The organism is Rothia sp. CCM 9417, assembly GCF_048513575.1.
Lineage (GTDB): Bacteria > Actinomycetota > Actinomycetes > Actinomycetales > Micrococcaceae > Rothia.
The window spans coordinates 1-26,413 of the sequence record NZ_JBLXXT010000001.1; the positions used below are offsets into that span (position 1 = coordinate 1).

Consider the following 26,413-nt stretch of genomic DNA (forward strand, 5'->3'; position numbering starts at 1 on the left):
TCTAAATTTAGTTCAAAGAAACCCTAGGCTTTTCAGCCTAGGGTTTCTTTTTGTCTTCAGATGAGACCTAGCCCCTGAACAGCACCTCAAGGGTGCTAGCCCGCCAGATTTTCCCCTCACCTGCCCTGTGTCGCATGTTCCTGGTAGAGCTTTGCGCCCGGCCCCACCAATTTTCACAGAAAGGGGGGCCTGTCTCTTATAGAGACAGGCCCCCATTCTTTAACTCAAGGCAGGAAAGGTTAGGCCGCAGGGGTCTTCCAGGGATCCTCGACAGGGCGTGAAGCCTTGTAGGCAGCAGCGCCAGCAACAAGGCCAGCAACCAGCAGGCCAAAGACCAATAGGCCCTTGCCGCCACTCTTAGCAGCCTTCTTCTGTTCCTTAGCATAAGACTTAGCGGCCTTAGCGGCAGACTTTTGAGCTTTTTTCAGGGCTTTCTTATCGCCGGTCACCTTGGTTGCTAGAGTTTCAACCGCAGCTGGTGCCTCTACATCCGAAATCTTACCGGCCACAGTTGAGGCAACGCCGGCTGCTTTGATTCGAGCCTGAGCTACAGCACTTTCTACCGCAGGTGTTACATCGTCCACCTTTGACTGAATTTTATCGGCAAGGCTGCCTTGAATCTTTTCAGCCTTCTGTACGCCATCCTGGGCAACCGAGCGAGCGTTCTTGCCGAGCTGGTGTGCTTTTTTGCCGGTCAACTTCTCGGCACGACTGAACTTTTTCTCCGCTAGAGCAGTCAATTTATCTGCCTTCTTACCGGACTTCTTAGTAGCCTTCGCCAGCAGCTTCTCTGCCTGCTTCTGGGCCTTCTTAGCCTTGCTCTTCTTACATAGTTCCATGGTCTCTCCTTAGAGTCTTAACCTGCTTGCAGTTTTGCCTTCCCGGCTCAACTAAATGAACTAGCAGGTTTTACTAGTATCTCATTATCAGCTTACTTTCTATCATTCAAAATAGGGTTTGGATACCTCAAAAAACACCCGTGTTTCTCTACTCGCTGAAGTTGAGCCGCTTTCGCTTAGTGCAAAAGCACAGCGAATAGCTAGCGGGTATTGAACACCCCGTGCAAGAATAGGGACATGACTGCAACTGCAAAAGCAACAATTCACACCAACCACGGTGACATCGTCGTTAACCTCTTCGGTAACCACGCACCGGTAACCGTCAAAAACTTCATCGGCCTGTCCGATGGTAGCCAGGAATGGCGCCACCCCCGCACCGGCGAAGCACAGAACGGCCCCCTCTACAAGGACGTTATCTTCCACCGCATTATCCGCGACTTCATGATCCAGGGTGGCGACCCCCTCGGCCAGGGTATCGGTGGACCCGGCTATCAGTTCAAGGACGAGATCCACCCCGAACTCTCCTTCAACAAGCCCTACCTGCTCGCTATGGCTAACGCAGGCCCCGGCACCAACGGCTCACAGTTCTTCATCACCACCGTTGAAACCCCCTGGCTCAACGGCCGCCATACCATCTTCGGTGAGGTTGCAGATGAGGATTCCAAGAAGGTCGTTGATGCGATTGAAGGTGTTCCTACTGGCGCCATGGACCGCCCTGTTGAAGACGTCGTCATTTCTTCCATCGACATCGAAGAGCTCTAAATCTCCGTAAAGATTTACTCCAGGCCCGCCCGAACTCTGGGCGGGCCTTTCTGCACTCTGTGCTTATGAGGAGTACATAGAGAAAGGAAGGCCCCGTGAGCCAACAGACAGGCGGTTACGGGTATAAGGATGAACAGGTTTCGGTGTGCCCACGCCACCCTGATCAGATAACCTATGTACGATGTGGGCGGTGTGGCAGACTGGCCTGCGGCAAATGTCAGGTGCCCTTAGAAGTTGGCATGATCTGCGTGGACTGTATGACTGCCGCTCAAGCTACCGCACCTAAAATTCGGTATGCCCACACCATGCCCATCGTTACTTACATCCTTATCGCTCTCAACTGCCTGGTGTGGGTCCTCCAAATACTCTTCCGCCAGGTCACCCTATTCGGCATTTACAACCCCCTCTACGTGGAATATACGGGACAGTGGTACCGCCTGCTGACCTCAGGCTTTCTGCACTCCACCAGCAATATCACCCATCTTTTGCTCAATATGCTGACCCTCTACCTCTTTGGGCAGGCCCTGGAACCGTTACTGGGACGGTGGAAATTCTTGGCAACCTACCTGCTCTCCATTATTGGAGGGTCCCTGGCGGTGCATCTGATTGCCCAGATGATGGGCACCATGGACACCAGTACGCTGGGCGCATCGGGTGGCGTTTTTGGGCTCTTTGGAGCCTTCTTTGCCCTCTCCCGCGCTCGCAAACAGAGCACCAATGGCATTGTCCTCTTAGTTGTTCTCAACTTTGCCTTTGGTTTCTTTGCTTCTGGTATTTCGTGGGAAGCCCACCTAGGCGGGCTGATTACAGGTGCCGCGGTAGCTACCCTCTTAGACCGTATCCCAACGCCTCGGGGTAAGCGACTCAGCCGCTAGTGGGCAGATCAACAAAATGACAAGAACAGTGGGGCGGGTGGCCTATAGCTAGCCAGCCCCACTGTACTTAAACCAGGGTTCCACACAGCTTATCCACAGCTGTTAATAACTACATAGATGTAATTCCACAGATGTTAAAAAACTGTGTATAGTGGAACCGAGCTGATGGAGATCTTGAAATTACATGGGTGTAAGAGATTTCCCCAAATTTATCCCCACCTGTGGATAAAACCTGTGTGGGTAATAAGCGAATAAAACCCTACGGAATCGCCCCTCCCCAATAAAAAAGCGCCACAGGTACAACCTGTGACGCCCAAGAAGAAACTAACTTAGTCTTTCTTGAAAGAGTCTGCAATCCCGGAGAAGGTTTCCTTGACCTTGTCAATGCCGTCGCTTACGGCTTGCTTGGCGTCTTCAACCTTGTCCTGTGCCTGAGCTTTGACCTGATCGGTCTTGCCTTCTGCCTCGAGGTGGTCATTACCTGTCAGCTTTCCGCCAGCTTCCTTAGCTTTACCAGCTAGGTTGTCTAGACCGTTTTCAAATTTCTCTTCTGCAGCCATGAGAGGCTCCTTTCATCTATATCCAGAGACGGATAGAACCTTTATAAGGTGATACTTGGGTATTGTTTTGTGGGGTAAACCCAAGCTTTACTTGTTGAATTTCTCGCCCAATTTATTGGCAACATCGGATGCAACGTCCTTGGCCTTCTGAGCAAGGTCGTCGTTGACAACTTCCTTACCGGCCTTTTCATTGACGACGTCCTGCGCCTTCTCGAAGTTCTCGTTGATGGCGTTATTGAGGTCAAAACCCATTTGTTGTTCCTTATGTGAGGTATATACCAGGACGGCAGGAAAGCCATCCCTGAAGCCCAGTTTATGCACTCTCACTGTGAAAAGAAACCCGCCAGGCTGTAGATATGCTGAGATAGTCAGTCCGGCATTCAAGGAGCTGTGCAATACTTTGAGAGGCTGAGAAGAAGTCCTAAAGATCTCTATCGGCAGGGAAGCCTGCTACCATCGGCAAGAACTCAGGCTCATCATAGCCCCCTTGAGCGTAAGCAAGAGCAACCTGCTGGGCGGCCTGCTGTATATGCGCGGCATCCATGAGCGCCATAACAGCGCCACCAAAGCCACCACCCACCAGTCGGGCACCTAAAGCCCCGGCCTTCAAACAGGTCTCTACCGCCACATTAATTTCGGGGCGCGAGACCCATAGCTCATCGCGCATGGAAACAAAGCTTTCAGTGAAGAGATGGCCCAGCTCAACCCAATCGGTGTGCCCACTCGCAGCTTTAGCTTTTAGAAGATAGGCAGCTCGCTCAACCAGCGTCATGTCGTGAAGAGTGTGGCGCACCCAGCCACGGGGGAAATCTAGGGGCTGCCCACTTTCTTCCAGGGCAACCAGTGCGCGGTTAACTGTCTCGTCAATAATATTGAGACGACGCTGTTTGGCCTCACGCTCGCTGAGACCGGCGCAGGATAGGTCCTTGGGAAGCGCATTGCGTAGATAGTCGAGCCCCATAGCTTGGGTGACAGCCTCGTTGGCCGCCCGCCGAGCGGCAAACTTTCCACCTGTGAGCTCGTGGGGAGTGTTGGTATTAATAACCAGCCAGGCTAGACCTGCCTTATTCACATCGACCTCTAGCGGTTCAATAGAGAAATCCCTGAAGTTAATGACAAGCGCTTGGCCCGGTGTGGAACGAAGAGAAGCGGTCTGATCCAACCCTCCTGTGCGGGCACCTGCGACCTCGTTCTCAGCTCTGATACAGACCTGCGCCAGGCGCGCCCTGAGCTGGTCATTACCGGGACCTCGATCAGAGGGAAGAGCCTCGGTGGAGTCACAATCAGCTCGTAGAGGGCACGAAAGATCAAGGAGGGCGAGCGCTGTTGAACATTCAATAGCAGCTGATGATGAGAGCCCCCCGCCCACGGGAACCTGCGATGAAATCAGGAGGTCGGCACCAAACTGGTGGGGCAGAGCGATATCTTTGCCGCCTTCCCTATTCATAGCCCAGGCTACTCCGGCAACATAGGTGAACCAGCCCTTAATAGTTCCGGGAGCGATCTCACGAATGACAACAGTGCGGTCATCGCCTGGCATCTGGAGAGATGCAGCCCGCAGAACTCCATCGGTGCGGAGTTTACCTGCAACATAGGTGCGGTAGGGCAGAGGCATGGGCATGCAGGAGCCGCCCAAAAAGTCGATGTATTCCCCCAAGAGATTGAGTCGACCTGGAGCTGACCACACACCGTCTGGTTCCTCCCCATACTTATCGATGAAAGCGGTGCGGGCGGCCTCCACCTGGGCTTCATGGTCGGGCAGAGTTGACCACAGGGGTTCTACACGGAAAGTCACGATACTTATCTTTTCTACAGGCTTCAGGAGCCGGTTGTCATTCTAGCTACATGTAAAACGTATGAAGCTACTACTTTATTTCTTGTCGAAGGTATCGCAGGCTAATACCCCGGTGGAGTTGAGGGACTGACTGTGAAACCTTTAATCAGGTGTTCCAGGGCAGATATATAGCTTGCCGGGGGATCTGAGGCAGGAGCGGCACCCGTGAGTAGTGCTCTGGTCTGCTCTTCCTCAATCAGGCTGAGAGCCAGATGGAGCAAAGAACTCGCGGCAAGGCCCGCAGAGGATCCGCAGAGGGGTTTAAATTCGCTTTCCAGAATATCTAAAAGATCAAGATGCCCCGGCCCTTGCTCCTGGGGATGCAGTGCAATAGCCAGACGGATTACCTCGGCAGATTCCTTGACCGGCATAAGTTGGGTGTACAGTTCACCGCAGATAATGGCCAACTTACCTGTGCCTGCTCTACCCCGCCTAGATGAGGCGACCAGAACTCTGTGCAACATGCGAGATGCGAGATGAGTAAGGAGCTCCTGCTTATTTTTGACGTGGTAGTAAAGGGCACCCGGTGCAACCCCCAGCTCGGTTGCCAACCTGCGCATAGACAGGTCGGCTAGCCCAAACTGGCGGAGTACTTCAAAAGCTGTATCAAGAATCTTCTCACGGGTTAATGCCACCCCCTCATTGTGTCCTACTTTGAGTTTTCAGAACAGTTAGGCGCTGACCCGGCAGGGCGAAACTGGCGGTAGGGGAGTACATTGGGGAGCATGACTCTTAACTTCTCAGACCTAACCCGCCGCGTCCGGGCGGGGCAGAAGGTCACCGCCGAGGACATCAGCGACGTTCTCACCGCTAGCGCTGCGGCTACCTTTGCCCTCATGGAATTCGCGGCGGAACTACGACAACAGCACTTTGGGACGCTGATGACAGTGACTAACCTGCCGGGGGTAGCGGCAGACGTAAAAGCGGGGGTTCGGTTAGAAATTACCGCACCGCTTGACCCTACAACACTCGTTGCTCTACTTATCGACGAGGGTGAAACACGTAAGGCTCTGGAACTTGATTTTGTGGCAGGGGACAGTGCTCTGCTCCCTATGGAAGCGCTGCGCATTATTGCAGCCGCCCGTATTGCGAATCCTGCTCGTAGTCTTCACCTGGGTTCCAGCAGAGAGGCGACGCTCCGCTCCCTACAGCCCCTTGCTGTGGGTGCGATTGATTCCCTGGCGCTCAACGACAGTCTCGAGGAACCTCGCCTGGTTTTTGAGGACCTCAAACTTATTGTGGGCGCAGGTCTCACTATTGAAGGTGCCGGAGAGCGTGACCTGGTCGCCGAATATGTGGATTACCTGAGTCAGCACGGTGTTGCCGGTGCAGAAACCTACGCTCAGATCGCCCTGAGCGGTTCCGATAAGACCGGTGGGTGCGGTGGCAACTGCGCTTGCGGTAGTGGCGGGTGCGGGTCCTAAAGCAGGCTCAGGCAGGAGAAGTGAAAAAGTCATAGGTGCCCAAAAGTTGAACACTGTTCAAAAACAGTGTTCACTGGTTGCATGACTGACTTTTCTGCTCTTGCCGACAGGGCCCTAGCTGGCCAGCCTGCGACTCGCGACGAAGCGCTCGCCATGCTGACAGCTACCGATGCCCAGACCTTTGCTCTCGTGGATGCGGCTTCGCGCCTGCGCCGTCACTACTTTGGCAACACCGTCAAGGTCAACTACCTGGTCAACCTCAAATCGGGTCTCTGCCCCGAAGACTGCACCTACTGCTCCCAGCGTCTGGGTTCAGAAGCCGACGTGCTCAAATACACCTGGATTAAGGCTGATGAAGCCGTCAAGCAGGCCGGCTACGGTATTGCCGGTGGGGCATCACGTGTGTGCATGGTGGCCTCCGGTAAAGGTCCCACCGATCGTGATGTTGAGCGGGTGGCAGCAATGGTAGAAGACCTCAAAGAAGAACACCCTCAGGTGGAGGTCTGCGCCTGCCTGGGTATCCTCAAAGACGGCCAGGCTGACCGCCTTAAAACTGCCGGGGTAGATGCCTACAATCACAATCTCAACACCAGCGAAGACCACTACGCCGATATCTGCACCACCCACACCTTCCAGGACCGGCTAGATACCGTCGCAAAAGCCCAAAACGCCGGCCTTTCTGCCTGCTCTGGCCTGATTGTGGGCATGGGTGAGACTGATGAACAGCTCGTTGATGCCATCTTTTCCCTCAAAGAACTTGAGGGGGACTCAATCCCGGTGAACTTCCTGATGCCTTTTGAAGGAACCCCGCTGGCAGGAACCTGGGAGTTGACCCCCATGCGGTGCTTACGGATTCTCGCCACGGTCCGCATGGTTGCCCCGGAAAAAGAATTGCGCATGGCCGGGGGGCGTGAAATGCACCTGCGCACTCTACAGCCACTGGCCCTGCATGTGGTGAACTCTCTCTTCTTGGGCGACTACCTCACCTCCACCGGACAGTCAGCCCTCGATGACCTCAAAATGATTCGTGACGGCGGGTTCCTTGTTCTTGGTGCTGAAGACCGTGACCTGGTTTCAGAACACGAAGACTACCTGCGTGCCCATGGAGTAGATCTAGCCCAAGAGTCCGGTACAGCTCTTGCTCCCTGCGGTGCCTCTGGTGGGTGCGGAGGTTGCTCATCCAGTGCTTGCGGTGGGCACGAACCTGCCAAGGCCCAGGAAGGCCCCATCTTTTCCCCCCAGATTCGCCGACGAGGCGTAGGGACGGATGCCGCCCCCAACTTCTAGGGTGATTCAGGATGCCGAGAGGTAGATACTCAAGAAATTCTGAGGATTATCCCCTACCATGGGGTAAGTAACCACTCGATAGGCGCTAGGTCTACACCCGGTGTAACTGGACGCTTGTCGCCCTACCCCTAAATATTCTTCCTGTAGAATATAGGCATTAAGTAAACCAAAGAATTAGGACCCATGGACCCCAAAGATCTTTCACCGGCATACCTGACTTCCCTTGCGTCTCTGCTTGTAGGAGCTTTACTGGTGAGTGTCAGCTCATCTTTGCTCGCGGTGCTGGGTTGGGTTTTGCTTCTGGCTGGCTTGGGCCTCAATGTCTTCTCTACCTTGGTCATGATTCAGCGTTCCAAGGGCGGACCTCTTCCTGCTCTGCTGACGGGTGGGGAAGGTCAGAAGGAAGCTGAGAGCCTAGGAGAGGTATCAGATACGCAGATTGATGAAGCGGAACCCGTAACTGAGTCTCACGAGATCCTTCCTTCCAACCCTGCGGCAACCTCCGATGAGCGTATCTTCCGCCCCCGCCCCCCTCGTCCGCACGTTCACTAAAGCTCTACCGGCAGATAGGTTATACCTCAGTTCATGGATACAAAATTTCTTTTCTCGCCGGCCTACCTGGTTTCGGTGACAGCTCTCGTTGTGGGAGCTATCCTAAGCGGAACCTCGCTTATGATTATTGGCTGGATTATTTTTATTGTGGGTCTTGCCCTTAACGCTATGGCTCTAGTTGTTCTTGCCAACCGTGAACAGCTCTATAAGGCACAGAGAGTGGGAACAGCACCCAAGGGTAAGGCTGGTAAATCCAGCTAAGTTATACCTGACTGAGGGTGCCAATAGCAGCTTCACATAAGAGAGGGGTTCTACCGTCTTGATGGCTGGTGTGAACCCTTATCTGTAGAAGGTACAAATGACCTATAAGCTATTGCGGGTCCTGAGTTTTGCTCTGTGATGTGATGTTGTTCCGGACAGTTCGCGAAAAAAGTGAAACCGCAAGGGCTATTGAAGGGTCAAGTGCGCTGAAAACTGTGCGCTGTACCTCTCGGGTATATATAGGAGCTGCCTGGCGGTAGACCTGCTGGCCCAAGGGCGTAATTACTATACCTTTACCTCGACGGTCCTGAAGCACAGGCATCTTTGAGACCCACCCTTGCCGCTCAAGAGCTTCAATTTGGTAGGTGAGACGAGAAGCTGAAACGCTGGTAGTTCGCGCAAGATCGCGCATGCGTATAAGCGTTCCTGCGGTGGGAGAGACGCTATTGGCCTCCATGAGAGTTGCCAGAATCTTGTAGTCGGACAGCTTAATTTTTGCTTCTTTTTTGAGGCAACGATCAAGATGGAGATTGAGAGTTGCCAGAGTCTCCGTCAAGTTCCTCCAGAGGCCTTCCTGATCTTTAAGGGAACTAGCTGATGGGGTAGATATGGTCACAAAACCTCCTCGCATAAGTCTTGTGAGAGAGTAGATGCAGGGGCAGCTGGAAAAACCCCTACAGGTTTAGCCTAACTCTCGGTTTACCTGTATGGAATACTTGCCTTAAATATTAAGCTACTTTAAGGGAAATATTGGCTTGACCAGCATCTATGTTTATTTTCTGATTCTTTTATGGAGAAGAAAAAATAGACAGATGAACCAGCGTGCATCTTGTTCTCACGCCATGCTGAAAACCCTACCCCTTGCTGGCTTGAGCTATGAGATGCTGTACTGATCCCGGGCAAGCCGGGCAATATGAATCGTCAGGTAGGTGAGTTCATCGTCGGTCAGCGGCTGGTTAAGGTGCATTTCTAATACCAGGCGCACCTTGCGGGCACAGGCAAAAGCTCGGGGGTGAGCCTCTCTCATGCTGTCCAAGAGGAGCGGGAGGCTAGGGGAAGAATCCGGTGGCTGGTGCTGAGAGGCTCTCACGAACAAGTATCGAAGATGAGTAACAAAGCGCGCCGCACTCATAAGCGAACGATCAACGGGGCCACCAAAGCCTGCACCAATAACTTCAAAAATCTGGGCAAAAACCTCGGTCATGCGGTAAGTGCTGCCCATATCCTCAGAAGCGAACTGAGAATTAACCAGGTGCATAGCCAGAGGAATAGACTCAATATCGGGCAGCTCAATGCCCATACGGTCTTTAACCAGCTCAAGGGCACGACGTCCAAATCGGACCTCTTGGGGATAAAGCTGCGACACCTCAACAGCGAGCGGATAATCGACAGTTAGGCCTTCTTTGGCGCGAATAACCGCATAGTTGATATGGTCAGCTACCGGCACAATAAAAGAATGAGAAATGCTGATACCCTCAGCCTTAACTAGAGACTCCAAATCGGTTGTAATACCCAAAATCTCTGATGGTATTTTTGCCAGAGACCATGACAAACTCTCATCAGACATCCCTGATTCAGGAACAAAAGTCTGTTCAATCAAAGTGGGGTCAACCATGTCCCCCTTGCGCTTGCCGAAAGCAAGACCCTTGCCAATAACAACAATCTGCTCACCGGAATAGGTCTGGGTGAGCGCAACATTGTTATTGTAAATACGAGCAATGCGCACACTGACCCCCCATCTTTGTTGCAGAAAGTGCCGTATCCCTATCATTCTACCGGTCTGCGGTGCTGAGGTCCCACTCTTTTGTGGACCTCTTGCCCGAAACTGTATAAGCTATAGCTTTCGCTTTCAACAAGAATTGATAACCGCCAGAAATGAACACTACTTCTCGATCATCATTTTCTCCTGCAGGTGTCTTGGTGACAGCCTTGATGCTGTTTTCCATGTTCTTTGGAGCAGGTAACCTTATTTTCCCCGCAATGCTAGGCGCAGAGGCGGGAACCAACTTTACCCCTGCAATAATTGGATTCCTGACTACTGGTGTGCTGATGCCCATTCTTGCGGTGATTGCTCTTGCTGTGACAGGTCTTGACCTTCATGACCTTGCAAGCCGCGGCGGGCGTATCTTTGCCCTGATCTTCCCACCCCTGGTCTACCTTTCCATTGGTGCTCTCTACGCCCTGCCTCGCACCGGCACCGTAAGTTACGCCATCGCTGTAGAACCTTACTTTGGCGCCCAAGGCATACTACCCACCCTGATTTTCTCCGCGATCTTCTTTGGGATCTCCTATGTGCTGGCCATGAACCCCAGCGGAATTGTTGACGCTCTGGGTAAGTACCTCACCCCAGCACTTGTGGCTTTATTGGTAGCACTCTTTGTGATGGGTCTTTTAACCCTGCGTGAGCCAGCGGCAACTCCCACCGAAGACTACGCCAGCGGCGCCCTTGCTACAGGCTTTGTCAGCGGCTACATGACCATGGACTCCCTAGCTGCCCTTGCTTTCGGGATTATCGTGATTGCCTCCCTACGAGAAAAAGGAATCACAGCCCGCGGTGACCTGCTCCGCGGTGTTGCTCTGGCCGGTATTATCGCGGGTCTACTCCTAGGGCTGGTCTACCTGGGCCTGGGATACATTGGCGGTCATATTAAGGATGGGCAGGGATTCAAGGACGGTGCGGCCCTGCTGACCGAAGCTGCTCACCAGACTATGGGTAGCGCTGGGGCCCTCGTCTTTGGCCTAATTGTACTTCTTGCCTGCCTGACCACCTCTGTTGGGCTTATCGGTGCGACCAGCTCCTTCTTTAACAAGCTGATTCCCGCAGTGTCTTACCGAGCCTGGGCTATCATCTTCACCCTGATTGCCTTTGCCTTGGCTTCCTTTGGCCTCGAAGGGTTGATGAGCTTTGCCATTCCCATCATCACCACCCTGTACCCTCCGGCTCTCACCCTGGTGATTCTTGCGCTGGTAGAAGCAGGTATTAAGGCGCCCTGGATGAACTTTACCCACCGCTTTGCACTGATCATCTCGGTACTGTGGGCGCTGTGCATGACGCTCTCCTCCCAGGGAATTGGGTCTTCGCTCATTGAATCTCTCATCGGCTGGGCACCGGGCCATTCCTACCAGCTTGGTTGGATTGTACCTACCTTGGTTGCGGCTCTGGTTGGTTTTGTTCTCGACACGACGCGGAAACCCCGTAACAGCTAGATTGAGCGCAGTCAGCTGGGACCTGAAAGTATAGAAAAAGGGGGCCTTGCCTCGCACCTTAAGTGCGGGACAAGGCCCCCTTTCTTCTTAATAAAAGAGGCTCGCGCTGAGGGGAACCACAACCATCAACGCGAGCCCGCTCAACGAGTTGCAAGGCTTAACCCTCCAACTCAAACTCATGAGACCCCGGCAGGGCCACCAAAATCTTCTTCAAAAATAAACAAGTAACAGCTTGCAACAGACTCTACCCGATGGGAGATTGGAAAGAAACAGGTCTTGATGATGGAAATTTAAAGAAGATGATCCAAGGCTTTGAGGGTCAATTTTACTGCCGGTGACCCCTCCTCAGGATGAGCGAGCAAGGTGATAGTCTGGGCGGGTGAAACCTAGCCCCTCAGATGCTTTCCTGGTCTTTTGTGGTGGTGGTGTCGGAGCCATTATCAGGGTGGCTCTTACCGCCCTATTCCCCGATTCTGCAGTAGACCCCCTGACTACAGACCCCCTGAACATGCTCCCGGTAACTATGCTTGCCATCAACTGTGCCGGTGCCCTCATTCTGGGAGTACTGACCGGCTTCTTGAACTCTCGTTCAGGGGGACCCTGGGTAAGGTCAGCACGTCTAACTTTAGGAACCGGTGTGCTGGGTGGATTTACTAGCTACTCATCTTTTGCCTTGGCTCTCGCTCAGCTTGGGGCAGCCGGGCAGTACATAGATGCTCTGATTTATCTGGTGCTCTCACTGTTTGGAGGCTATCTGATGGCTTGGTCAGGGTTACGTTGGGGTAAAGTGCTCGGCGGAAGAGAGCACAAGGAAAACTACTTTCAGAAGGGCAGGGGCCCGCGATGATTGCCTTGCTTATTTTCTGTGCTGGTGGACTTGGAGCGGCCTTACGTTTTGTGGTCGATAGCTATTTTAAGGCTTATCTCTGCACCCGGCTCCCGCTGGGGGTCTTCTTTATTAATGTGACCGGATCCCTGTTCTTAGGCCTGCTGACCGGGGTGATAACCCAGAATCAGGCTTCTGACCTTTCAGAAGGTCTTGGACTGGTCTTGGGCGCTGGTTTTCTTGGCGGCTACACGACTTTTTCTACTGCCCTTCTTGAAGCAGTCACCCACCCCGGTAAGGCTGGACCCTTGATTCTTGTCCTGCTACAAGCTGTGTGCGCAAGCTTGGCAGCTGCCCTGGGGCTTATTGTAGGGGTATCCCTAGCCCTTTGAGGGGCAGTTATCAGGTGAAGGCCTAGCCCATGAAGGGAACAATAAAATTGACCTCTTATACAAGGGGCTAGAATAAAGACCCCCGATTCCTACACCCCTGGACTATGCGCTACTACCTTAACTACTCTCTACCTGTGATTCAGCAGGCTATCTGGCTGTGGCTTATATTAGCTCTTGTTGCTCTTCCCCTGACCTGGTGGGGCAGCCGCCACCTTGCTACCCGTGCCCTCGTGCGACGGCTGGGGCGTACCTCAATAGTCCTGTTCTACGCCACCGGAGTGGTCGCCTACACCCTACTTCCGCTGCCGGATCGGGACACCTTTGTCTGCCCGGCGGGATGGGGCAATACCTACCCCCGCTTCTTCCTGGGATGGAGCCTACAGTTTGCCCTGCGGGAACACGGTAGTCTGCTCGAAGCCCTTTTTTCCACCTATATCCTGCAGATGCTCCTCAACATCTTGCTCTTTATCCCCTTTGGAATCTTTGCCTACCTGTTCTGGAAAGCCCATTTTCGTACCGTACTACTGGCCGCCTTTGGGGTCTCCTTGGTTATTGAGTTGACCCAGCTCACCGGGCTCTGGGGCTACTACGGGTGTGCGATCCGCACTTTCGATGCCGAGGACCTTTTCAATAACACCCTGGGTGCTGTGCTGGGCTGGACTTTTGTGGCGGCTTGGCAGTGCCGTGGCTACCTGTTGGAGACACTAAAGCGTCTTTTTGCTCGCTAAATGCGGGAATCTGCGCTTGTGAATCCGGGCTAGATTCTTAGTAGGTGGAAATAAACTATGGGTTTTCAATCACATTATCTTGGGTAAATCGCAGGAAATCGCTTAAGTGTTAGAGCACTTTTACCCCTAAGGTCTTGCCCCAATGAACCCACTCATTCACACTTAAACGCAACCGAAACAATTATTTGGGTGAAGACACCGGATAGCACCGGCCCCACGCCCCAGACCGTGCGGAGAACCTGTGAATACCATCAGCCCCTACCTCGCTGAATTCCTTGGCACCATGATCATGGTAACCATCGGTTGTGGTGTCATCGCCACCGTGGAGCTACGCTGCTCAAAAGGCCACGGTGACAACTTCTTCACCATCGCTTTCGGCTGGGGCTTCGCAGTAGCATTTGGTGTGTACGCCTCCCACCACTATTCCGGCGGCCACCTGAACCCCGCCGTTTCTATCGGGCTAGCTGCCTACGGCGAATTTGAGTGGGCCAAGGTTCCCGGCTACATCCTGGCCCAGGTGCTGGGTGCCATGGCTGGTGCCTTTATCGTCTTCCTCAACTACCTACCTCACTGGAAAGCCACCGCTGACCGCAAAATCAAGCTGGGTGTCTTCGCCACCGTTCCCGCCATTCACAACTACTTCACCAACGCTCTCTCCGAGATTATCGGTACCTTCATGCTGGTCTTCTCAGCCCTCTATGTGGGCGTGAACTTTAGCCCTGCCCTCGAAGGCTCCGCCCTGACGCTAAACCTCAACGACGTACTCAAGCCCCTTGCCTTCGGCTTCATGGTTACCGTACTGGTCATCGGCCTGGGCGGTCAGACCGGCTACGCACTTAACCCTGCCCGTGACTTGGGCCCCCGCCTCATGCACACCCTGCTCCCTATCCATGGCAAGGGCCGATCACGCTGGTTCTACGCCTGGGTGCCAATCGCTGCACCTATCTCCGGTGGCATAATGGGCGGCTCCTTCTTCAAGCTCTACTACGACGGTCAGTTCTCTATCTTCCAGATCATCTCAACAGTTCTGGTGGTAGCCGTACTTGGGTTTGGGCTATGGGCTAACACCCACATGTACCGCTCCAAGTCTGCTGAAATCCTGCCCCAGGTAGAAGACACCGCCGCAACCGCAGCATCAGCTGCCGCAACCTATGTACCCACCGGCCAGATTCCCGTGGTCGACAAGAAGCACTTCTGGGAGTAAGACCCCACATACAGCCCTTTGCGCCTACCCCGTCCACCTCAAGCTCCTGCTTACAGCAAGTTAGCAGGAAGTAGACCCGGGGTAGGCACTTTTGTTACGGTGCCTCTAGGCAGACTATCGGCAGGGTATCTACACTGGGCTTATGGTTGCCAGTTATCACTTTGTGCCCTACCCCCTAGCTCCCGGACTGCACCCCGTTCTGGCAGGGATCCTCACGGTTCCTGTCATCGAAACTCACCCCGGGGAACCTGGCACCATCATCTATGTGCAAGGGGAAATTGAACAAGACCCTTACCACCCGCCGGGCCGTTCTGAGATGAGCGTGACCTATAGGCCCGAGACATCTGCCGGCATCACAATTCGGGCTACCTACACGCAGAGAACAAAGACCTGGGACATGAGCCTAGTGACTTCGCCTGTGATGGGGCAGCCCGGCTGTCCTTTGCTCAAAGAGGTGAGCCCTGGGGTCTTTGAAGGCAAACTCCCCGGGGACGACGAAACGGGACGAGAAACCCGGGCACTCACCGCTTTTATGGGTGCCGTGCGCGCCCTCATCGAAAGAGAATGCGGCAGTGAGCCCTACCCAGTGGCAGATACCTGGCCGCGCCTGGTTCCCGGTCATGTTGCCACCTGCACCAACCTGACCTACCTGATTGAAGCAAGCCAGCAAGAGAGCGACAGCGACTACAGCCTGATACTGCCAGCAGAGCCACTGCGCTGGTGGGGGTATTTGCCACCTGAATCAGATCTATCCCAGGCGCAGGACTTGAGAGGGCTGGCTGCGCAGGCCTGGGGCGCATACCCTGAAAGTTATGCATGGAAAAACAGTGAGGCTAGGGGTTACTACCGGAGAATCGGCCCCCGCTACCGGGCAGATACTCGCACAAACTGCTGGGTTCTCACCCTCAGCTACCTCAACAGGCTGACCCTCTACCTGCGAAGTAACGGAGACTGGGACTACATCTACGGACCCCCGGAGCCCGGGGCAGGGCGTAACCTGCCTTTTTCTTCAGTGCAACGACACGCAGTACGAGATGAACAGGCCCGCTCAGCCCTTGTACCTCTGGTGAGCGCAATTTACCGTGACCTCTATGAAAGCCCCGGCCTCCCGGACACCCATGAATGGCGTATAGGCCCCAACGCCCACCGCCTACGACTAGCGCTCGCTAACGACTGGGGAGGGTCCTTCCCGCTCTGGTACAGGGACATACCTCGAGACAGCAAAGAACTACCCCTGAGTTCCCTCACCCGCGAACTTATCGGTGACTGGGCCATGCTCTGGGAATCACTTGACCGCAGAGCACCTTTGCACGAGGAAGTGGGTATAGGGGACCCTGCTACACCCACCGTCTCTTCTCGCTACCAAGAAGCCCCGTACCAGCGGTGGATAGCTCTGGGTAAAGAACTCCAGAGCCGGGTAGCAACCGAGCTAGGAGAGAGCTACACCGTGGAAACCATCTACAGGCTAGACACCGCTGAAGACCTAGGAGACCTGCTCAGTAGGTAATAGCAACTCAACCTTGCAGTTTGGAAGAACCTATTGACAGGTTCTTACTGGGCGCTGGTTGCCCATGCCAAAACCTTCTCCATAAAGCGTTCGCAGGCCTCAATCTGGGCTAGCTCAATCCATTCGTTAGGAGTATGCGCCTGTGCAATATCACCAGGTCCGCACACCACAGCCTGCACACCGCCATAGAGGGCAAACTGGCCAGCTTCGGTACCGTAGGTAACCTTAAGAGCTTCCCGCGACCCCTCACGCCCTGCCCAGTCATTAGCCAGACCAATAATCTCAGCATCACCCGCAGTGCCCAGCGCAGGAACAACAGCCAAAAGCTCGTGCTCAATACCCACCGCCGTCTCAAACTCACCGGCAGAAACACCCGCCAATTTCTCCGCATCACGGGCACGCGACTTAAGGGCTGGTAGCAAATCGTCGGCTATCTTAGCCTCAAGCTGGGCCATCACTTCATCGGTCGTCATCTGAGGTACCGTGCGAAAATCGTACTCCAAGACCACATGCTCACCCACAATGTTGTACTGGATACCCCCACGCGCAAAATTCACTCCGCCAGTGGACGACGGAACAATAAAATCCTCATCAAAGGGGCCGTGCTCCCGCCAGCCTGCCGCTAGCTGCTCAAAGAAAGTAATGAACTCCGCCGCAGGAGCTAGAGCATTAACCCCGTGGGGGGCTAGTGATGCGTGCTTAGCGACACCGGTAAAAGTCACCCGGCCCCGGTGGGCGCCCTTATGGGCCGAAATGACCTGCATCATGGATGGCTCACCGATTACTGCGAAATCGGGTTTTACCCCGCGCTCGCGGAATTCTCGGATCATAGACGGTGCTCCTACACAACCAATTTCTTCATCATAAGAGAAGGCGCAGTGTAGGGGACGGGTGAGCTGGGCTTGGGCGATGCGTGGGAGTAGCCAGAGAATAACCCCGATAAAAGACTTCATATCCGATACCCCCCGGCCATAAAGCTTGCCATCGACTACGCGCGGTGAAAAAGGGGCAGTAACTGTCCAGGCCTGACCCTCAACCGGAACCACATCGGTGTGCCCCGAGAGCACCAATCCGCCACTAGTAGATCCATCGCTGGCCGGAATGGTGACAAAAAGGTTGGTGCGCTGGCCGTCATCGCTGTCTGTGAAATAGGGGGTGAAACCATACTTCTCAAATTCTGCGGAGATGAGGTCGATGACTGCCCGATTACTGGTCTGGCTAATGGATTCGGTGCGAATAAGCTTTTCGATCCAGGGCAGGCTGGCAGGTGTAGACACTGGTGTCCTTTCAGGGGATTAAGCTGATTTCCAGCTTACTCCCGCAGAGGACTCTAAGAGTGAATATGCCAAATAAAGCATGTTATTTCTATTCTCCGATGGAGGAGGATCTAAAAGGATAAGAGAATATACCTGAGGGTGAAAATCCTAGTCCTTGGCTTAGCCTAAGACCTGGTAAAGCAATAAATTAGGGTTCGTGACCCCCTCGGTGCATAATAGGAGGAATGAAAACACATGGCGCGCATCATATTGTGGTGATGGGGGTCAGTGGCACCGGGAAAACCAGTGTCGCCCACGCTCTGCGTGATGAGCTGGGCTGGGAATTCATCGAAGGAGATGACTTGCACCCAGAATCCAACATCCGCAAAATGAGCGCAGGAATACCCCTCAACGACTCTGACCGAGGCCCTTGGCTAGAGAAAATTGCCTCCTGGATTCAGGAAGCAGATAAACGAAAAGCTAAGACCCTGGTCACCTGCTCGGCCCTTAAGCGCGCCTACCGCGATGTACTCCGAGAAGCATCACCGGGACTTGTGTTTCTGCATCTCACCGGCGATAAAGACCTAATCGCTGAGCGCATGAAGAGGCGCACAGGCCACTTTATGCCGCTTTCACTACTTGAGTCACAGCTAGCTACCCTAGAACCCCTCCAAGAGGATGAAAAGGGTGTAGCCGTAGATATCTCAGGTGAGATGCCCCAGGTCCTTGAGAGAGCTTATGCAGCTCTAGGCCTTAGCCTGACCTAGCCCGTAACCACATCATCTTATCCATCAGGAAAGTAGTTCCTCATGCCCCTCCCCGACGACTGGAGTCAGAGCCTGACCGCAGGCCCGCTTCTAGCTATAGCCGCCGGTGCAATTTTGCTCCTGCTACTCCTCATCATCAAACTGAAACTACATGCCTTTCCCTCCCTGATCATTGTCAGCCTCCTGACCGCAGTAGCCACAGGCATACCGATTACCAGTGTTGTACCGGTCATGCTCAGTGGCTTTGGGTCTACACTTGCCTCCGTAGCCCTGCTGGTGGGACTGGGCGCAATGCTGGGTGCTCTGATTCAGTACTCAGGTGGCGCCCAGGTGCTAGCCAATAAGCTGATCACAGTTTTTGGTGAGAAGAGGGCCCCTATTGCCCTTGGTGTCGCTTCAATGCTCTTTGGATTCCCCATCTTCTTTGATGCCGGGCTGGTTGTCATGCTACCCATCGTCTTCTCAGTAGCTCGCTGGGTCGGGGGTTCCTTGCTCTACTACGGTATTCCCGTTGTAGGTGCCTTCTCGGTCATGCATGTCTTTGTTCCACCCCACCCTGGGCCGGTATCTGCCGCAGCATTCTTTGAAACAAATGTAGGAACCCTACTACTTGTCTCACTCCTGATCGCAGTCCCAACCTGGTACCTGGCAGTCTACCTTTTTAGCAAGCTGGTAGCCCAGAGGATTAACCTACCGGTTCCGGCACTTCTGGGGTACGAAGAAACTCAGGAAGATCCTACCAACCCGCCCTCTTTTGGAACGGTTCTTTTTGTTCTGCTCCTACCTATGGCCCTTATTTTTTTCAATACGGGCCTCAACACCCTTGCCACCGGCGGTGTCCTACCTGAAGGTTCAGCCAACCAAACCTGGTTCCAGGTCCTACGGCTCTTAGGAGAGACTCCCGTTGCCCTGCTCATCACCTGCCTAGTTGCCATGTACCTGCTAGGCTTCAAGCGTCAGGACCAGGCAGCCGGACTACAAAAGATTATGGACGGCGCCCTGCCCGCTGTCTGTTCGGTTATTCTGATTACCGGTGCCGGCGGTATGTTCGGTGGGGTCCTGCGCTCCTCAGGGATTGGTAATGCCCTAGCTGATGTACTGGGTGATTTAGGGGTTCCGCTGATTTTTGCAGGCTTCATGATTGCGGCCATCTTACGTGTAGCTCAAGGCTCAGCCACCGTAGCTCTGACTACCGCTGCTGGCCTGATTGCCCCCGGTGTTCTAGCAGCTAACTACAACTCAATTCAGCTAGCCGCCCTGGTCGTCTCAGTTGCCGCCGGTTCTGTAGTGCTCTCCCACTTCAATGACTCAGGTTTCTGGCTGGTCAGTCGCTTCTTCCGCATGGATGAAAAAACTACGCTCAAAACCTGGACCGTCATGGAAACCCTGATCGGCATAACTGGTTTTGCCGGTGCCCTGGCAGTTTTTGGAGCCGCAAGCCTACTCTAGAGCCTGACTCCCTGAGAAAGGTCAGATGACCTCAGAGGCCGCCCCCTCTGTTGAGGGGGCGGCCTCTGAGGTCTCTATGAGTTATTACTTCTTCTTATTGAGCTGGGCAGCCTGTGCACCAAACTTCTCTAGAAGCTCAGGCATGTCCATGGGGGCGGTGACAACCTCCACAAAGACCAGCTTGTCGCGGGTTTCACGAGCAAGGCGGCAGGCCTCGTCAAATTCACGAATAGTGGCGGCTCGAAGAACAACAGTGTTGTCCTCTCTTCCCCCAAAGGCACCGGGAATCTTTGACCAGTCATAGGCCGTGATGTCGTTGTAGGAGGCGGTGACACCGTGGATTGAACGTTCAATGGTGTAGCCATCATTGTTAATCAGGAAGATAACCGGGTTGATCTCTTCACGGATAATTGTGCCAATCTCTTGGATCGTGAGCTGGGCAGAGCCATCGCCCACCATCAGTACACCGCGGGATCCCTGGTCAGCCATAGCCGCTCCCAAGAGAGCCGGAATGGAATAGCCGATCGACCCCCATAGTGGCATGCCAATAAAACGTGAGTCCTTGGGGAACTTGCGGGTAGCCATACCAAAGAAGGAGGTGCCCATATCGACTACCACGGTGTTCTTAGAATCCAGGTTGGATGAAAGAACCTTCCAGAGGGCGTCCTGGGTGAGTGCCTCATCGGTAATCTGGGGGAGTGGCTCCTGGGTGGTGGTTGCCTCAAAGTCGGTACCACTGAGCCCCAGCTCCAGCGCGACTTCCTTCACGATGGTCAGCGACCTGGCCATGGTCAGTGGCGCATAGTGGCGGCCCGCGATACTGGTGCTCTCAGCCGCAACATTGATTACCCGGCTAAAGTCAATGGAATGGGAGTAGATGCCGGTGGTGGTATCGGTAAGCTCTACACCAGCGCAAATAAGAACCTCGGCATCCTCAACTACGGCACGTGTCGGCTCGGCAGAAAGCCCACCCACATAGATACCCGCAAAATTAGGTTCCGTCTCATCGAGAACAGCCTTACCCCACATGAGTGATGCGAAGGGGAAGCCGGTTTCGGTCACCAGGTCCCGCACCTCAGCTACGGCACCTAGCCTCTCGGTCATAATATCGGCAAGTACAGTAACCTTCTTACCCTGCATAAAATCAGCTACTGCCTTGCGGAAAGCCTGTTCAATATCGGGTGAGGAAACCTTGCTGTCTACCTCAAGTGGCTGTGCCGGTGGGGTGGTAGGCATAGTGGATACATCAACAGGGAGCATCAGGTAGCCGGGCTTGCGCTGAATGACGGCGCTTCGGATCACGCTGTCAATGTCACTGGCTGCAGTGGCGGGGTGGATAGCGGCTACAGCGGCAGAAACCTCCGAGGCCATACGCATGAAATGCTTAAAATCCCCATCACCTAAGGTGTGGTGCATACGCAGGTGGGAGTTCTGCGCGGCAAGGCTAGGGGCACCCACAATATGGATGACGGGGACGTTTTCTGCGAAAGAACCGGCAGTTGCGTTAATAGCGGACAGTTCACCTACGCCGTAGGTGGTAACTAGCGCACCCAGCCCCTTAACACGGGCGTACCCGTCTGCGGCATAGCCAGCGTTCAGTTCGTTGGCGTTGCCCACCCAATCTAGCTTCTCATGGGCCAGAACATCGTCCAGGAAAAAGAGGTTAAAGTCCCCCGGGACGCCAAAGACCTTATCGACCCCTAGCTCAGCCAAGCGATCGAGAATATAGCGGCCTACGGTATAAGTCATCGTCGACTCCTTCTCTAGTACATCATGCAGGTTATTAGCACCTGCCACAGTCATCTAACAGTTTAATCGCTCCTGCAAGACCCCCCGAGCCGGTTTGCGCTTACTCTTGGTCTGAGGGTGCACAAATGGGTGTTTAATAGAAGATCCGCCTGTATGTGAGGGGCTCTAGGGGGGAGCTTATGCGGTGATTGTTGCGGTTTCGGTAAGAAGGGGATGAGAGCAAGGTCCTGAGGTATAGCGGGTACGGAAGAAAGATAGTGTGCAGGAGACTAGCCCGCCCTAGCTCTGAGCTTGCCCGGTACTTGCCGTGATTTCTGCAGGTTTAAGCCCGGGATTAACAAGGCTCAAGAATAATATGTCTAAAATAGGAGATACTTTTGATCCGAACCCATAGAGCTCATGGGTTGAGTTATACCGGATATTTTATCCCCGAAAGGTAGTGGGACTGGTGAGCTGGTCTGTTCTTGTGCTTCCGGTTGTTATCTGTGTGGCGCTTCTTGTTCTACCGGGGCTATTCCTTGTCCTAGCGACAGGCCAGAAGGGGCTAGATGCCCTAGCCCTCTCCCTGCCTGTATCGGTGGCCACTATTGGGCTAAGCGCCATAGTTGCACCCCTGTTGGGGATCAGGTGGTCTATAGCTGTTCCCTGCCTGAGCGGGCTCATATTAGCCCTCCTTACCTACCCGCTGATGCGGTTGATGCAGAGATATAGGTGGTGGGATGCCCCCCTGCCCCTCACGGCGGGTAGCCCATCCACACTGAGCCAGTCACAATGGTGGGGTCCTCAAAGTATTTATTCTGTCTTAGGATTTTTTCTAGGGGTTGCCCTCCTGGGCCGCGGTATCCTGGGCGTTCTCGGTAGCCCAGATGCTATTGGGCAGTCCTTTGATGAGCTCTTTCACCTTAATGCGGTCCGGTATATCGCTGAAGAAGGCAATGCCTCGTCCTTCTTTGTCGGGACAATGACTATTGACGCCGACTCATCCTTTTACCCGGCTGCCTGGCATGCTATCCCTGCCTTGGCCCTTGGGGCGGCTCAAGATTCTGTTCGGGTGGCAGTCAATAGCATGGCTTTAACGGTTGGTGCTTTTGTCTGGCCTATCAGTACCCTCTACATGGTGCGCCATATCCTGAGGAATAACCCGGTATCGCTGGTGGGGACAGGGGCTATTTCGGCATCTTTTATAGCCTTCCCTTTTCTTCTCATGCGCTGGGGGATTCTCTATCCCAATAATTTGGGAATTGCGCTCATTCCCGTGGGTATAGGCCTAGCTGCTCAGATTTTTAGACTTGCGCATTTGAGGACCCTAGCTAGTGTTCAGGGAATTTTCCTGGGGATTTTCGTTTGCCTAGGCATAGGCTTGGCCCACCCTAACGCGGCACTTACTTTGCTGGTTCTTTGCCTACCTATGGTTGTGGTTCGCATGTACCTACAGGTGCGCGCTGCCCTCAGGGGGCAACTGGGTTGGCTAGCTACCAGCTTCCAGTTGCTGGCGCTCTTTTCCTGCCTCCTGGTCTTAGGCGTGCTGTGGGTGCTGATGCGCCCAGATATTGAGGCCGGACGTCACTGGGTTCCCGAACTAACAGCCTCGCAGGCTGTGGGAGAGGGTCTGGTCAACGGAGTCATGAATACCGGTGCCCTCTGGGCTGTCAGCCTTTTGGTGATCGTCGGTATATTTGTGACGGTTGCCCAAAGGGATAAAAAACTATGGATTCTGGGTAGCTGGCTAGTGGCTATGTTCTTTCTGGTAGCTATCCGTCACCTAAATTACGATGAAGGCCGGTACGAAATTACCGGTGTCTGGTACCAGGATGCCTACAGGGTTGCTGCTTTTACACCCGTGGTAGCTCTACCCTTGGCTGCCTGTGGCTTATCTGCAATGAGTCAGAAATTGGTTGATTCTTTCTCCCCAAACCTGCGGGGGCGGGTGAAGGATGGAGCTCTATGGGCCGCTCTTATCTTGATCTTTCTGGCTCCCTTTACCTATTGGGCCCAGAATGCAGTGGGTTACACAGAATATCTCCAGAAACTTAAGAAGTACTATACGGTGACCGACTCAAGCTACCGGGTCTCCAATGACGAAATCGCTCTCTTACAAGAAATCAAGGGAGCCTTGCCCCAGGGGTCCACCATTGTGGTGAACCCAGAGGATGGAGGGGCCTACGCGTATGCCATATCTGGCTATGAGGTCACCTCTAAGCATATGCTTGCTGACGTCACGGAAGATCAGAGGACGCTTAAGCTCCATTTTGATGAGGCGGCTACCGACCCTGATGTCTGCCCGGCTATGCGCCGGGAAAACGCCTTCTACGCCTTGGATTTCACACCTCCTCCTGGTCAACAAAAGGCAAGTGGCTTTGATCACTTGGGGGAGGATCTCCCCGGCTACACTCAGATTGATCGTGTGGGGGCTGTCGGCTTGTACCGGGCTGACCTCTGCATGTAGCCCTCGAGCTAGGGCTTTGAGGTTGCCCCAAAAGAGGTAGGCTAAGCTTTTGAGCACATCCTGCGCAGAAAGTGTTCTAAGCTGGGTGATTGAGGTACTCAGCTTGGTTTAGGGCCTGCCGGCGGTGGACTGGGGAAGGGGCTCGGCCGGACTATAATTGAGGCTAAGTGCCACAAACAAGGCCCTAATTAATATTTTTTGTGAGGAGAGCTCCACGCCCATGCCTGCGGAACCCCTAAGAGGTAGTCTGAGTACCCTCATCATTATGCCCGCCTGGAATGAGCAAGACGTTATTGGCCGAACTATTACAGAGCTCTACGCCGTAAAACCGCAGGCTGATCTTTTGGTTGTTAACGATGGTTCAAGAGATAGAACAGCTCAGGTAGCCCGTGAGGCAGGCGCCCTGGTGCTGGACCTGCCCTATAACATGGGCGTGGGAGGTGCTATGCGTGCAGGTTACCGTTACGCCCAGCGGATGGGCTATGACGTTGCCCTGCAAATGGACTCTGATGGCCAGCACCCCCCAGAGTATATCGACACTCTAGTAGAAGCCCTTGAGGGAGCGGATATAGTTATTGGATCGCGTTTTGCTGGGTCAGATAGTTACAGTGTGCAGGGGCCCCGCAAATGGGCCATGCACCTGCTGTCCTTTCTTTTCACGCAGATATCGGGTGAGAAATTTACGGACGTCACCAGCGGTTTTCGTGCCGTGAATAAAAGGGGAATTGACCAGTATTGCGACTTCTTCCCAGCGGAATATTTGGGCGACACCATTGACTCCACAGTTATGGCCATACGAGCTGGCTGTAAAGTGATTCAAGTCCCAGTTGAGATGCGAGAACGTCAAGGAGGCAAACCCTCATCCGGACCTCTTAAATCAGCTGTCTACCTGATGCGCTCTTTTTTCGCCTTTGGTATATCCATGACCCGTAAAAAAACAGAAAGCGGGAAGTAGTCGTGCCATCTAACATATTTTTTCTGATCCTGGCCATTCTCATATTTGCTATGGTCTTTGCCCAAGTCCGCAATCAAAAGATGAAGGAAAAGTACGCCGCGCTGTGGCTGCTGGTCTCGGCAACCATCATTATCTTAGCTATCTTCCCGCACCTTTTGGGGGCCCTGGCACAGTTAGCCGGGGTTGTTATGCCTGTTAATCTGCTCTTTATGTTAGCGATTATCATGCTTATAGGGGTCTGCTTACACCTAACATTAGACCTGTCTCGTTTGGGGGAAGACACCAGAAGGCTGGCCGAAGAGGTAGCAATCTTACGGTCCCAGCTGGAAAAGCCAGATCATAGATCGGGGCCAGCTGCTATCTTGAAGGACCAGCCAAGCCAGGCAGCAAACCATAAGAGGAAATAGCTAGGGCATGAATATTGCTTTTGTCATTAATAATTACCCTCCCAAGGTGGGCGGGCTAGAACAGCATGTCTCTGCCCTAGCCGCTGAACTTAAAGACTTAGGCCACCAGGTGACGGTACTTACTTTAGGGGCCAAATCCCACTTCGCGGTAGAGGAAGGTATCAGGGTTTACCGGCTCAAAGAGTATCTTACCGTGGATGGAATTTTAGGTTTTCCCTCACCGCTGGGAGTCCTGAAAATTGCCCGTCTGCTCAAAAGCGAAAAAATAGATATCATCTCGGTTCATACTAGGTTTTTTAGTATGAGCTGGATAGGATCCGCCTTAGGGAAAATCCTGGGAATCCCCGTTCTGCATACTGAACACGGTTCAGGTTTTGTAGCTTCGGAAAAAGCTTTAATTCGCACTGCCAGCCGACTCGTTGATCGGACCTTGGGTGTTTTGACCCTGCGAGCGGCTTCACGGGTTATTGGGGTGTCAGAACCCTCCTGTGATTTTATTAAAAGACTTGCCGGGGTGGAGGCTGAGGTTTTCTATAACGTTTCTCCACTTCCTGCCCTAGCCCCTGAAGATGTAACTTTTGATCGTAAAAAGTTGGTCTTTCTGGCCCGGCTTGTGGAGGTTAAGGGTTGGAGAACCTTCCTTGAGGCGGTTCAGCTCCTAGCAGCTGATGACCCGGGGATCAGAGCTCTTGTTTTAGGGGCGGGTCCCGACCTTGAAAAGGCTCGTGCTTATGCTAGTGAGCTGGGTATAGCTGACCGCGTAGATTTTAAGGGGTTTGTGGATCATTCCACGGTAGCCCGGGAGCTGGCCGGTGCTACCTTGGTCAACCCGACTGTTGCCGCTGAGGGCTTCCAGACCACCATTATTGATGCATACGTTTCACAGGCTGCTATTGTTACCTACGATGTTTCTAGCGCCCGCGTACTTCAGGAATCCGGTGTTCGAATTCGCATCGTGACTGACCGCGGGGCAGAAGAGCTGGCAGCTGCTATTGAGGTAGAGCTTATGGGGCAGTCTGAACCTTACCCGGTATCAGACTTAGAACAATGGGGCTGGGCCAGTCAGGCCAAAATATACGAGGAGATTATTAGCGGAATAGGTACCCAAGCCCAGTAGGATTGATGA

At 53.7% G+C, this 26,413-nt stretch carries 27 protein-coding genes; 18 read left to right on the forward strand and 9 right to left on the reverse strand.

What is annotated here, in order from left to right:
* Positions 1-239: 239 nt before the first annotated feature.
* Positions 240-839: a hypothetical protein gene (locus ACN082_RS00005; RefSeq protein WP_419098801.1), complete on the reverse strand. Its 600-nt coding sequence runs from the start codon at positions 837-839 to the stop codon at positions 240-242.
* 237 nt (positions 840-1,076) lie between these two features.
* On the opposite strand from ACN082_RS00005, the gene ACN082_RS00010 reads away from it, so the two are divergent.
* Both ACN082_RS00010 and ACN082_RS00015 read left to right on the forward strand, forming a co-directional pair.
* A complete protein-coding gene (locus ACN082_RS00010; protein ID WP_419098802.1) occupies positions 1,077-1,601 on the forward strand; it encodes a peptidylprolyl isomerase in 525 nt (174 codons plus the stop codon).
* 95 nt (positions 1,602-1,696) lie between these two features.
* Positions 1,697-2,476, forward strand: a complete 780-nt coding sequence (locus tag ACN082_RS00015) for a rhomboid family intramembrane serine protease (RefSeq protein ID WP_419098803.1) — start codon at positions 1,697-1,699, stop codon at positions 2,474-2,476.
* A 329-nt stretch (positions 2,477-2,805) separates the two neighbouring features.
* On the opposite strand, the gene ACN082_RS00020 is transcribed toward ACN082_RS00015, so the two are convergent.
* The 4 genes from ACN082_RS00020 to ACN082_RS00035 all read right to left on the reverse strand — a co-directional run bounded on the left by ACN082_RS00020 (position 2,806) and on the right by ACN082_RS00035 (position 5,505).
* Entirely contained in the window at positions 2,806-3,036 is a 231-nt protein-coding gene (locus ACN082_RS00020) for a CsbD family protein (RefSeq protein ID WP_419098804.1), read from the reverse strand.
* Between the two features lie 87 nt (positions 3,037-3,123).
* Positions 3,124-3,288, reverse strand: coding sequence for a ribosome recycling factor (locus ACN082_RS00025; RefSeq protein WP_419098805.1), 165 nt, complete (start codon positions 3,286-3,288; stop codon positions 3,124-3,126).
* Between the two features lie 169 nt (positions 3,289-3,457).
* Positions 3,458-4,831 carry a galactokinase gene (locus ACN082_RS00030; RefSeq protein ID WP_419098806.1) on the reverse strand — a complete coding sequence of 458 codons (1,374 nt, stop codon included), beginning with the start codon at positions 4,829-4,831 and terminating at the stop codon, positions 3,458-3,460.
* A 101-nt stretch (positions 4,832-4,932) separates the two neighbouring features.
* A complete protein-coding gene (locus ACN082_RS00035) occupies positions 4,933-5,505 on the reverse strand; it encodes a TetR/AcrR family transcriptional regulator (protein WP_419098807.1) in 573 nt (190 codons plus the stop codon).
* 90 nt (positions 5,506-5,595) lie between these two features.
* Between ACN082_RS00035 and ACN082_RS00040 the strand changes: the two genes are divergently transcribed.
* From ACN082_RS00040 to ACN082_RS00055, 4 genes are all read left to right on the forward strand, one after another.
* Positions 5,596-6,294 (forward strand): hypothetical protein, encoded by a 699-nt coding sequence (locus tag ACN082_RS00040; protein WP_419098808.1) that lies wholly within the window; start codon positions 5,596-5,598, stop codon positions 6,292-6,294.
* Between the two features lie 81 nt (positions 6,295-6,375).
* Complete coding sequence (gene bioB / locus ACN082_RS00045) at positions 6,376-7,581, forward strand: biotin synthase BioB (RefSeq protein WP_419098809.1); 1,206 nt, start codon at positions 6,376-6,378, stop codon at positions 7,579-7,581.
* Between the two features lie 183 nt (positions 7,582-7,764).
* Positions 7,765-8,133, forward strand: a complete 369-nt coding sequence (locus ACN082_RS00050) for a hypothetical protein (protein ID WP_419098810.1) — start codon at positions 7,765-7,767, stop codon at positions 8,131-8,133.
* A gap of 33 nt (positions 8,134-8,166) precedes the next feature.
* Positions 8,167-8,394 (forward strand): hypothetical protein, encoded by a 228-nt coding sequence (locus tag ACN082_RS00055; RefSeq protein WP_419098811.1) that lies wholly within the window; start codon positions 8,167-8,169, stop codon positions 8,392-8,394.
* Between the two features lie 109 nt (positions 8,395-8,503).
* Here ACN082_RS00055 and ACN082_RS00060 read toward each other — a convergent pair whose 3' ends face one another.
* Both ACN082_RS00060 and ACN082_RS00065 read right to left on the reverse strand, forming a co-directional pair.
* Complete coding sequence (locus ACN082_RS00060) at positions 8,504-9,010, reverse strand: MarR family winged helix-turn-helix transcriptional regulator (RefSeq protein WP_419098812.1); 507 nt, start codon at positions 9,008-9,010, stop codon at positions 8,504-8,506.
* A gap of 258 nt (positions 9,011-9,268) precedes the next feature.
* Positions 9,269-10,120 (reverse strand): PRD domain-containing protein, encoded by an 852-nt coding sequence (locus ACN082_RS00065; RefSeq protein ID WP_419098813.1) that lies wholly within the window; start codon positions 10,118-10,120, stop codon positions 9,269-9,271.
* Between the two features lie 149 nt (positions 10,121-10,269).
* Between ACN082_RS00065 and brnQ the strand changes: the two genes are divergently transcribed.
* The 6 genes from brnQ (at position 10,270) to ACN082_RS00095 (ending at position 16,258) form a co-directional block, all read left to right on the forward strand.
* On the forward strand, positions 10,270-11,601 hold the full coding sequence (gene brnQ / locus ACN082_RS00070) for a branched-chain amino acid transport system II carrier protein (protein ID WP_419098814.1): 1,332 nt from the start codon (positions 10,270-10,272) through the stop codon (positions 11,599-11,601).
* Between the two features lie 379 nt (positions 11,602-11,980).
* Positions 11,981-12,448, forward strand: a complete 468-nt coding sequence (locus ACN082_RS00075; protein WP_419098815.1) for a fluoride efflux transporter FluC — start codon at positions 11,981-11,983, stop codon at positions 12,446-12,448.
* On the forward strand, positions 12,445-12,819 hold the full coding sequence (locus ACN082_RS00080) for a fluoride efflux transporter FluC (RefSeq protein ID WP_419098816.1): 375 nt from the start codon (positions 12,445-12,447) through the stop codon (positions 12,817-12,819). The genes ACN082_RS00075 and ACN082_RS00080 overlap by 4 nt, the downstream gene beginning before the upstream one ends.
* 104 nt (positions 12,820-12,923) lie before the next feature.
* Entirely contained in the window at positions 12,924-13,547 is a 624-nt protein-coding gene (locus ACN082_RS00085) for a VanZ family protein (RefSeq protein WP_419098817.1), read from the forward strand.
* A 241-nt stretch (positions 13,548-13,788) separates the two neighbouring features.
* Positions 13,789-14,751, forward strand: a complete 963-nt coding sequence (locus ACN082_RS00090) for an MIP/aquaporin family protein (RefSeq protein WP_419098818.1) — start codon at positions 13,789-13,791, stop codon at positions 14,749-14,751.
* Between the two features lie 142 nt (positions 14,752-14,893).
* Positions 14,894-16,258, forward strand: coding sequence for a hypothetical protein (locus ACN082_RS00095; protein ID WP_419098819.1), 1,365 nt, complete (start codon positions 14,894-14,896; stop codon positions 16,256-16,258).
* Between the two features lie 44 nt (positions 16,259-16,302).
* Here the strand turns inward: ACN082_RS00095 and ACN082_RS00100 are convergent, their stop codons facing one another.
* Positions 16,303-17,535, reverse strand: coding sequence for an acetylornithine deacetylase (locus ACN082_RS00100; RefSeq protein WP_419098820.1), 1,233 nt, complete (start codon positions 17,533-17,535; stop codon positions 16,303-16,305).
* Between the two features lie 224 nt (positions 17,536-17,759).
* Between ACN082_RS00100 and ACN082_RS00105 the strand changes: the two genes are divergently transcribed.
* Both ACN082_RS00105 and ACN082_RS00110 read left to right on the forward strand, forming a co-directional pair.
* Positions 17,760-18,281: a gluconokinase gene (locus ACN082_RS00105; protein ID WP_419098821.1), complete on the forward strand. Its 522-nt coding sequence runs from the start codon at positions 17,760-17,762 to the stop codon at positions 18,279-18,281.
* Between the two features lie 42 nt (positions 18,282-18,323).
* Entirely contained in the window at positions 18,324-19,730 is a 1,407-nt protein-coding gene (locus ACN082_RS00110; RefSeq protein ID WP_419098822.1) for a GntP family permease, read from the forward strand.
* An 84-nt stretch (positions 19,731-19,814) separates the two neighbouring features.
* Here ACN082_RS00110 and ACN082_RS00115 read toward each other — a convergent pair whose 3' ends face one another.
* The gene (locus ACN082_RS00115; protein WP_419098823.1) at positions 19,815-21,479 is read right to left on the reverse strand and encodes an alpha-keto acid decarboxylase family protein; all 1,665 of its coding nucleotides are present in this window, start codon (positions 21,477-21,479) and stop codon (positions 19,815-19,817) included.
* A gap of 448 nt (positions 21,480-21,927) precedes the next feature.
* Between ACN082_RS00115 and ACN082_RS00120 the strand changes: the two genes are divergently transcribed.
* From ACN082_RS00120 to ACN082_RS00135, 4 genes are all read left to right on the forward strand, one after another.
* A complete protein-coding gene (locus tag ACN082_RS00120) occupies positions 21,928-23,925 on the forward strand; it encodes a DUF6541 family protein (RefSeq protein WP_419098824.1) in 1,998 nt (665 codons plus the stop codon).
* A 220-nt stretch (positions 23,926-24,145) separates the two neighbouring features.
* Positions 24,146-24,880: a glycosyltransferase family 2 protein gene (locus ACN082_RS00125; RefSeq protein WP_419098825.1), complete on the forward strand. Its 735-nt coding sequence runs from the start codon at positions 24,146-24,148 to the stop codon at positions 24,878-24,880.
* 2 nt (positions 24,881-24,882) lie between these two features.
* On the forward strand, positions 24,883-25,287 hold the full coding sequence (locus ACN082_RS00130; protein ID WP_419098826.1) for a DUF2304 domain-containing protein: 405 nt from the start codon (positions 24,883-24,885) through the stop codon (positions 25,285-25,287).
* A gap of 7 nt (positions 25,288-25,294) precedes the next feature.
* A complete protein-coding gene (locus ACN082_RS00135; RefSeq protein WP_419098827.1) occupies positions 25,295-26,404 on the forward strand; it encodes a glycosyltransferase family 4 protein in 1,110 nt (369 codons plus the stop codon).
* Positions 26,405-26,413: the final 9 nt, after the last annotated feature.

What these genes read in the sequence shown, in the direction of transcription:
- ACN082_RS00005 (WP_419098801.1), bottom strand. Translation starts at nt 839, where the DNA reads ATGGAACTATGTAAGAAGAGCAAGGCTAAGAAGGCCCAGAAGCAGGCA.
- ACN082_RS00010 (WP_419098802.1), top strand. Translation starts at nt 1,077, where the DNA reads ATGACTGCAACTGCAAAAGCAACAATTCACACCAACCACGGTGACATC.
- ACN082_RS00020 (WP_419098804.1), bottom strand. Translation starts at nt 3,036, where the DNA reads ATGGCTGCAGAAGAGAAATTTGAAAACGGTCTAGACAACCTAGCTGGT.
- ACN082_RS00025 (WP_419098805.1), bottom strand. Translation starts at nt 3,288, where the DNA reads ATGGGTTTTGACCTCAATAACGCCATCAACGAGAACTTCGAGAAGGCG.
- ACN082_RS00040 (WP_419098808.1), top strand. Translation starts at nt 5,596, where the DNA reads ATGACTCTTAACTTCTCAGACCTAACCCGCCGCGTCCGGGCGGGGCAG.
- bioB (WP_419098809.1), top strand. Translation starts at nt 6,376, where the DNA reads ATGACTGACTTTTCTGCTCTTGCCGACAGGGCCCTAGCTGGCCAGCCT.
- ACN082_RS00050 (WP_419098810.1), top strand. Translation starts at nt 7,765, where the DNA reads ATGGACCCCAAAGATCTTTCACCGGCATACCTGACTTCCCTTGCGTCT.
- ACN082_RS00055 (WP_419098811.1), top strand. Translation starts at nt 8,167, where the DNA reads ATGGATACAAAATTTCTTTTCTCGCCGGCCTACCTGGTTTCGGTGACA.
- brnQ (WP_419098814.1), top strand. Translation starts at nt 10,270, where the DNA reads ATGAACACTACTTCTCGATCATCATTTTCTCCTGCAGGTGTCTTGGTG.
- ACN082_RS00080 (WP_419098816.1), top strand. Translation starts at nt 12,445, where the DNA reads ATGATTGCCTTGCTTATTTTCTGTGCTGGTGGACTTGGAGCGGCCTTA.
- ACN082_RS00085 (WP_419098817.1), top strand. Translation starts at nt 12,924, where the DNA reads ATGCGCTACTACCTTAACTACTCTCTACCTGTGATTCAGCAGGCTATC.
- ACN082_RS00095 (WP_419098819.1), top strand. Translation starts at nt 14,894, where the DNA reads ATGGTTGCCAGTTATCACTTTGTGCCCTACCCCCTAGCTCCCGGACTG.
- ACN082_RS00105 (WP_419098821.1), top strand. Translation starts at nt 17,760, where the DNA reads ATGAAAACACATGGCGCGCATCATATTGTGGTGATGGGGGTCAGTGGC.
- ACN082_RS00110 (WP_419098822.1), top strand. Translation starts at nt 18,324, where the DNA reads ATGCCCCTCCCCGACGACTGGAGTCAGAGCCTGACCGCAGGCCCGCTT.
- ACN082_RS00115 (WP_419098823.1), bottom strand. Translation starts at nt 21,479, where the DNA reads ATGACTTATACCGTAGGCCGCTATATTCTCGATCGCTTGGCTGAGCTA.
- ACN082_RS00125 (WP_419098825.1), top strand. Translation starts at nt 24,146, where the DNA reads ATGCCTGCGGAACCCCTAAGAGGTAGTCTGAGTACCCTCATCATTATG.
- ACN082_RS00135 (WP_419098827.1), top strand. Translation starts at nt 25,295, where the DNA reads ATGAATATTGCTTTTGTCATTAATAATTACCCTCCCAAGGTGGGCGGG.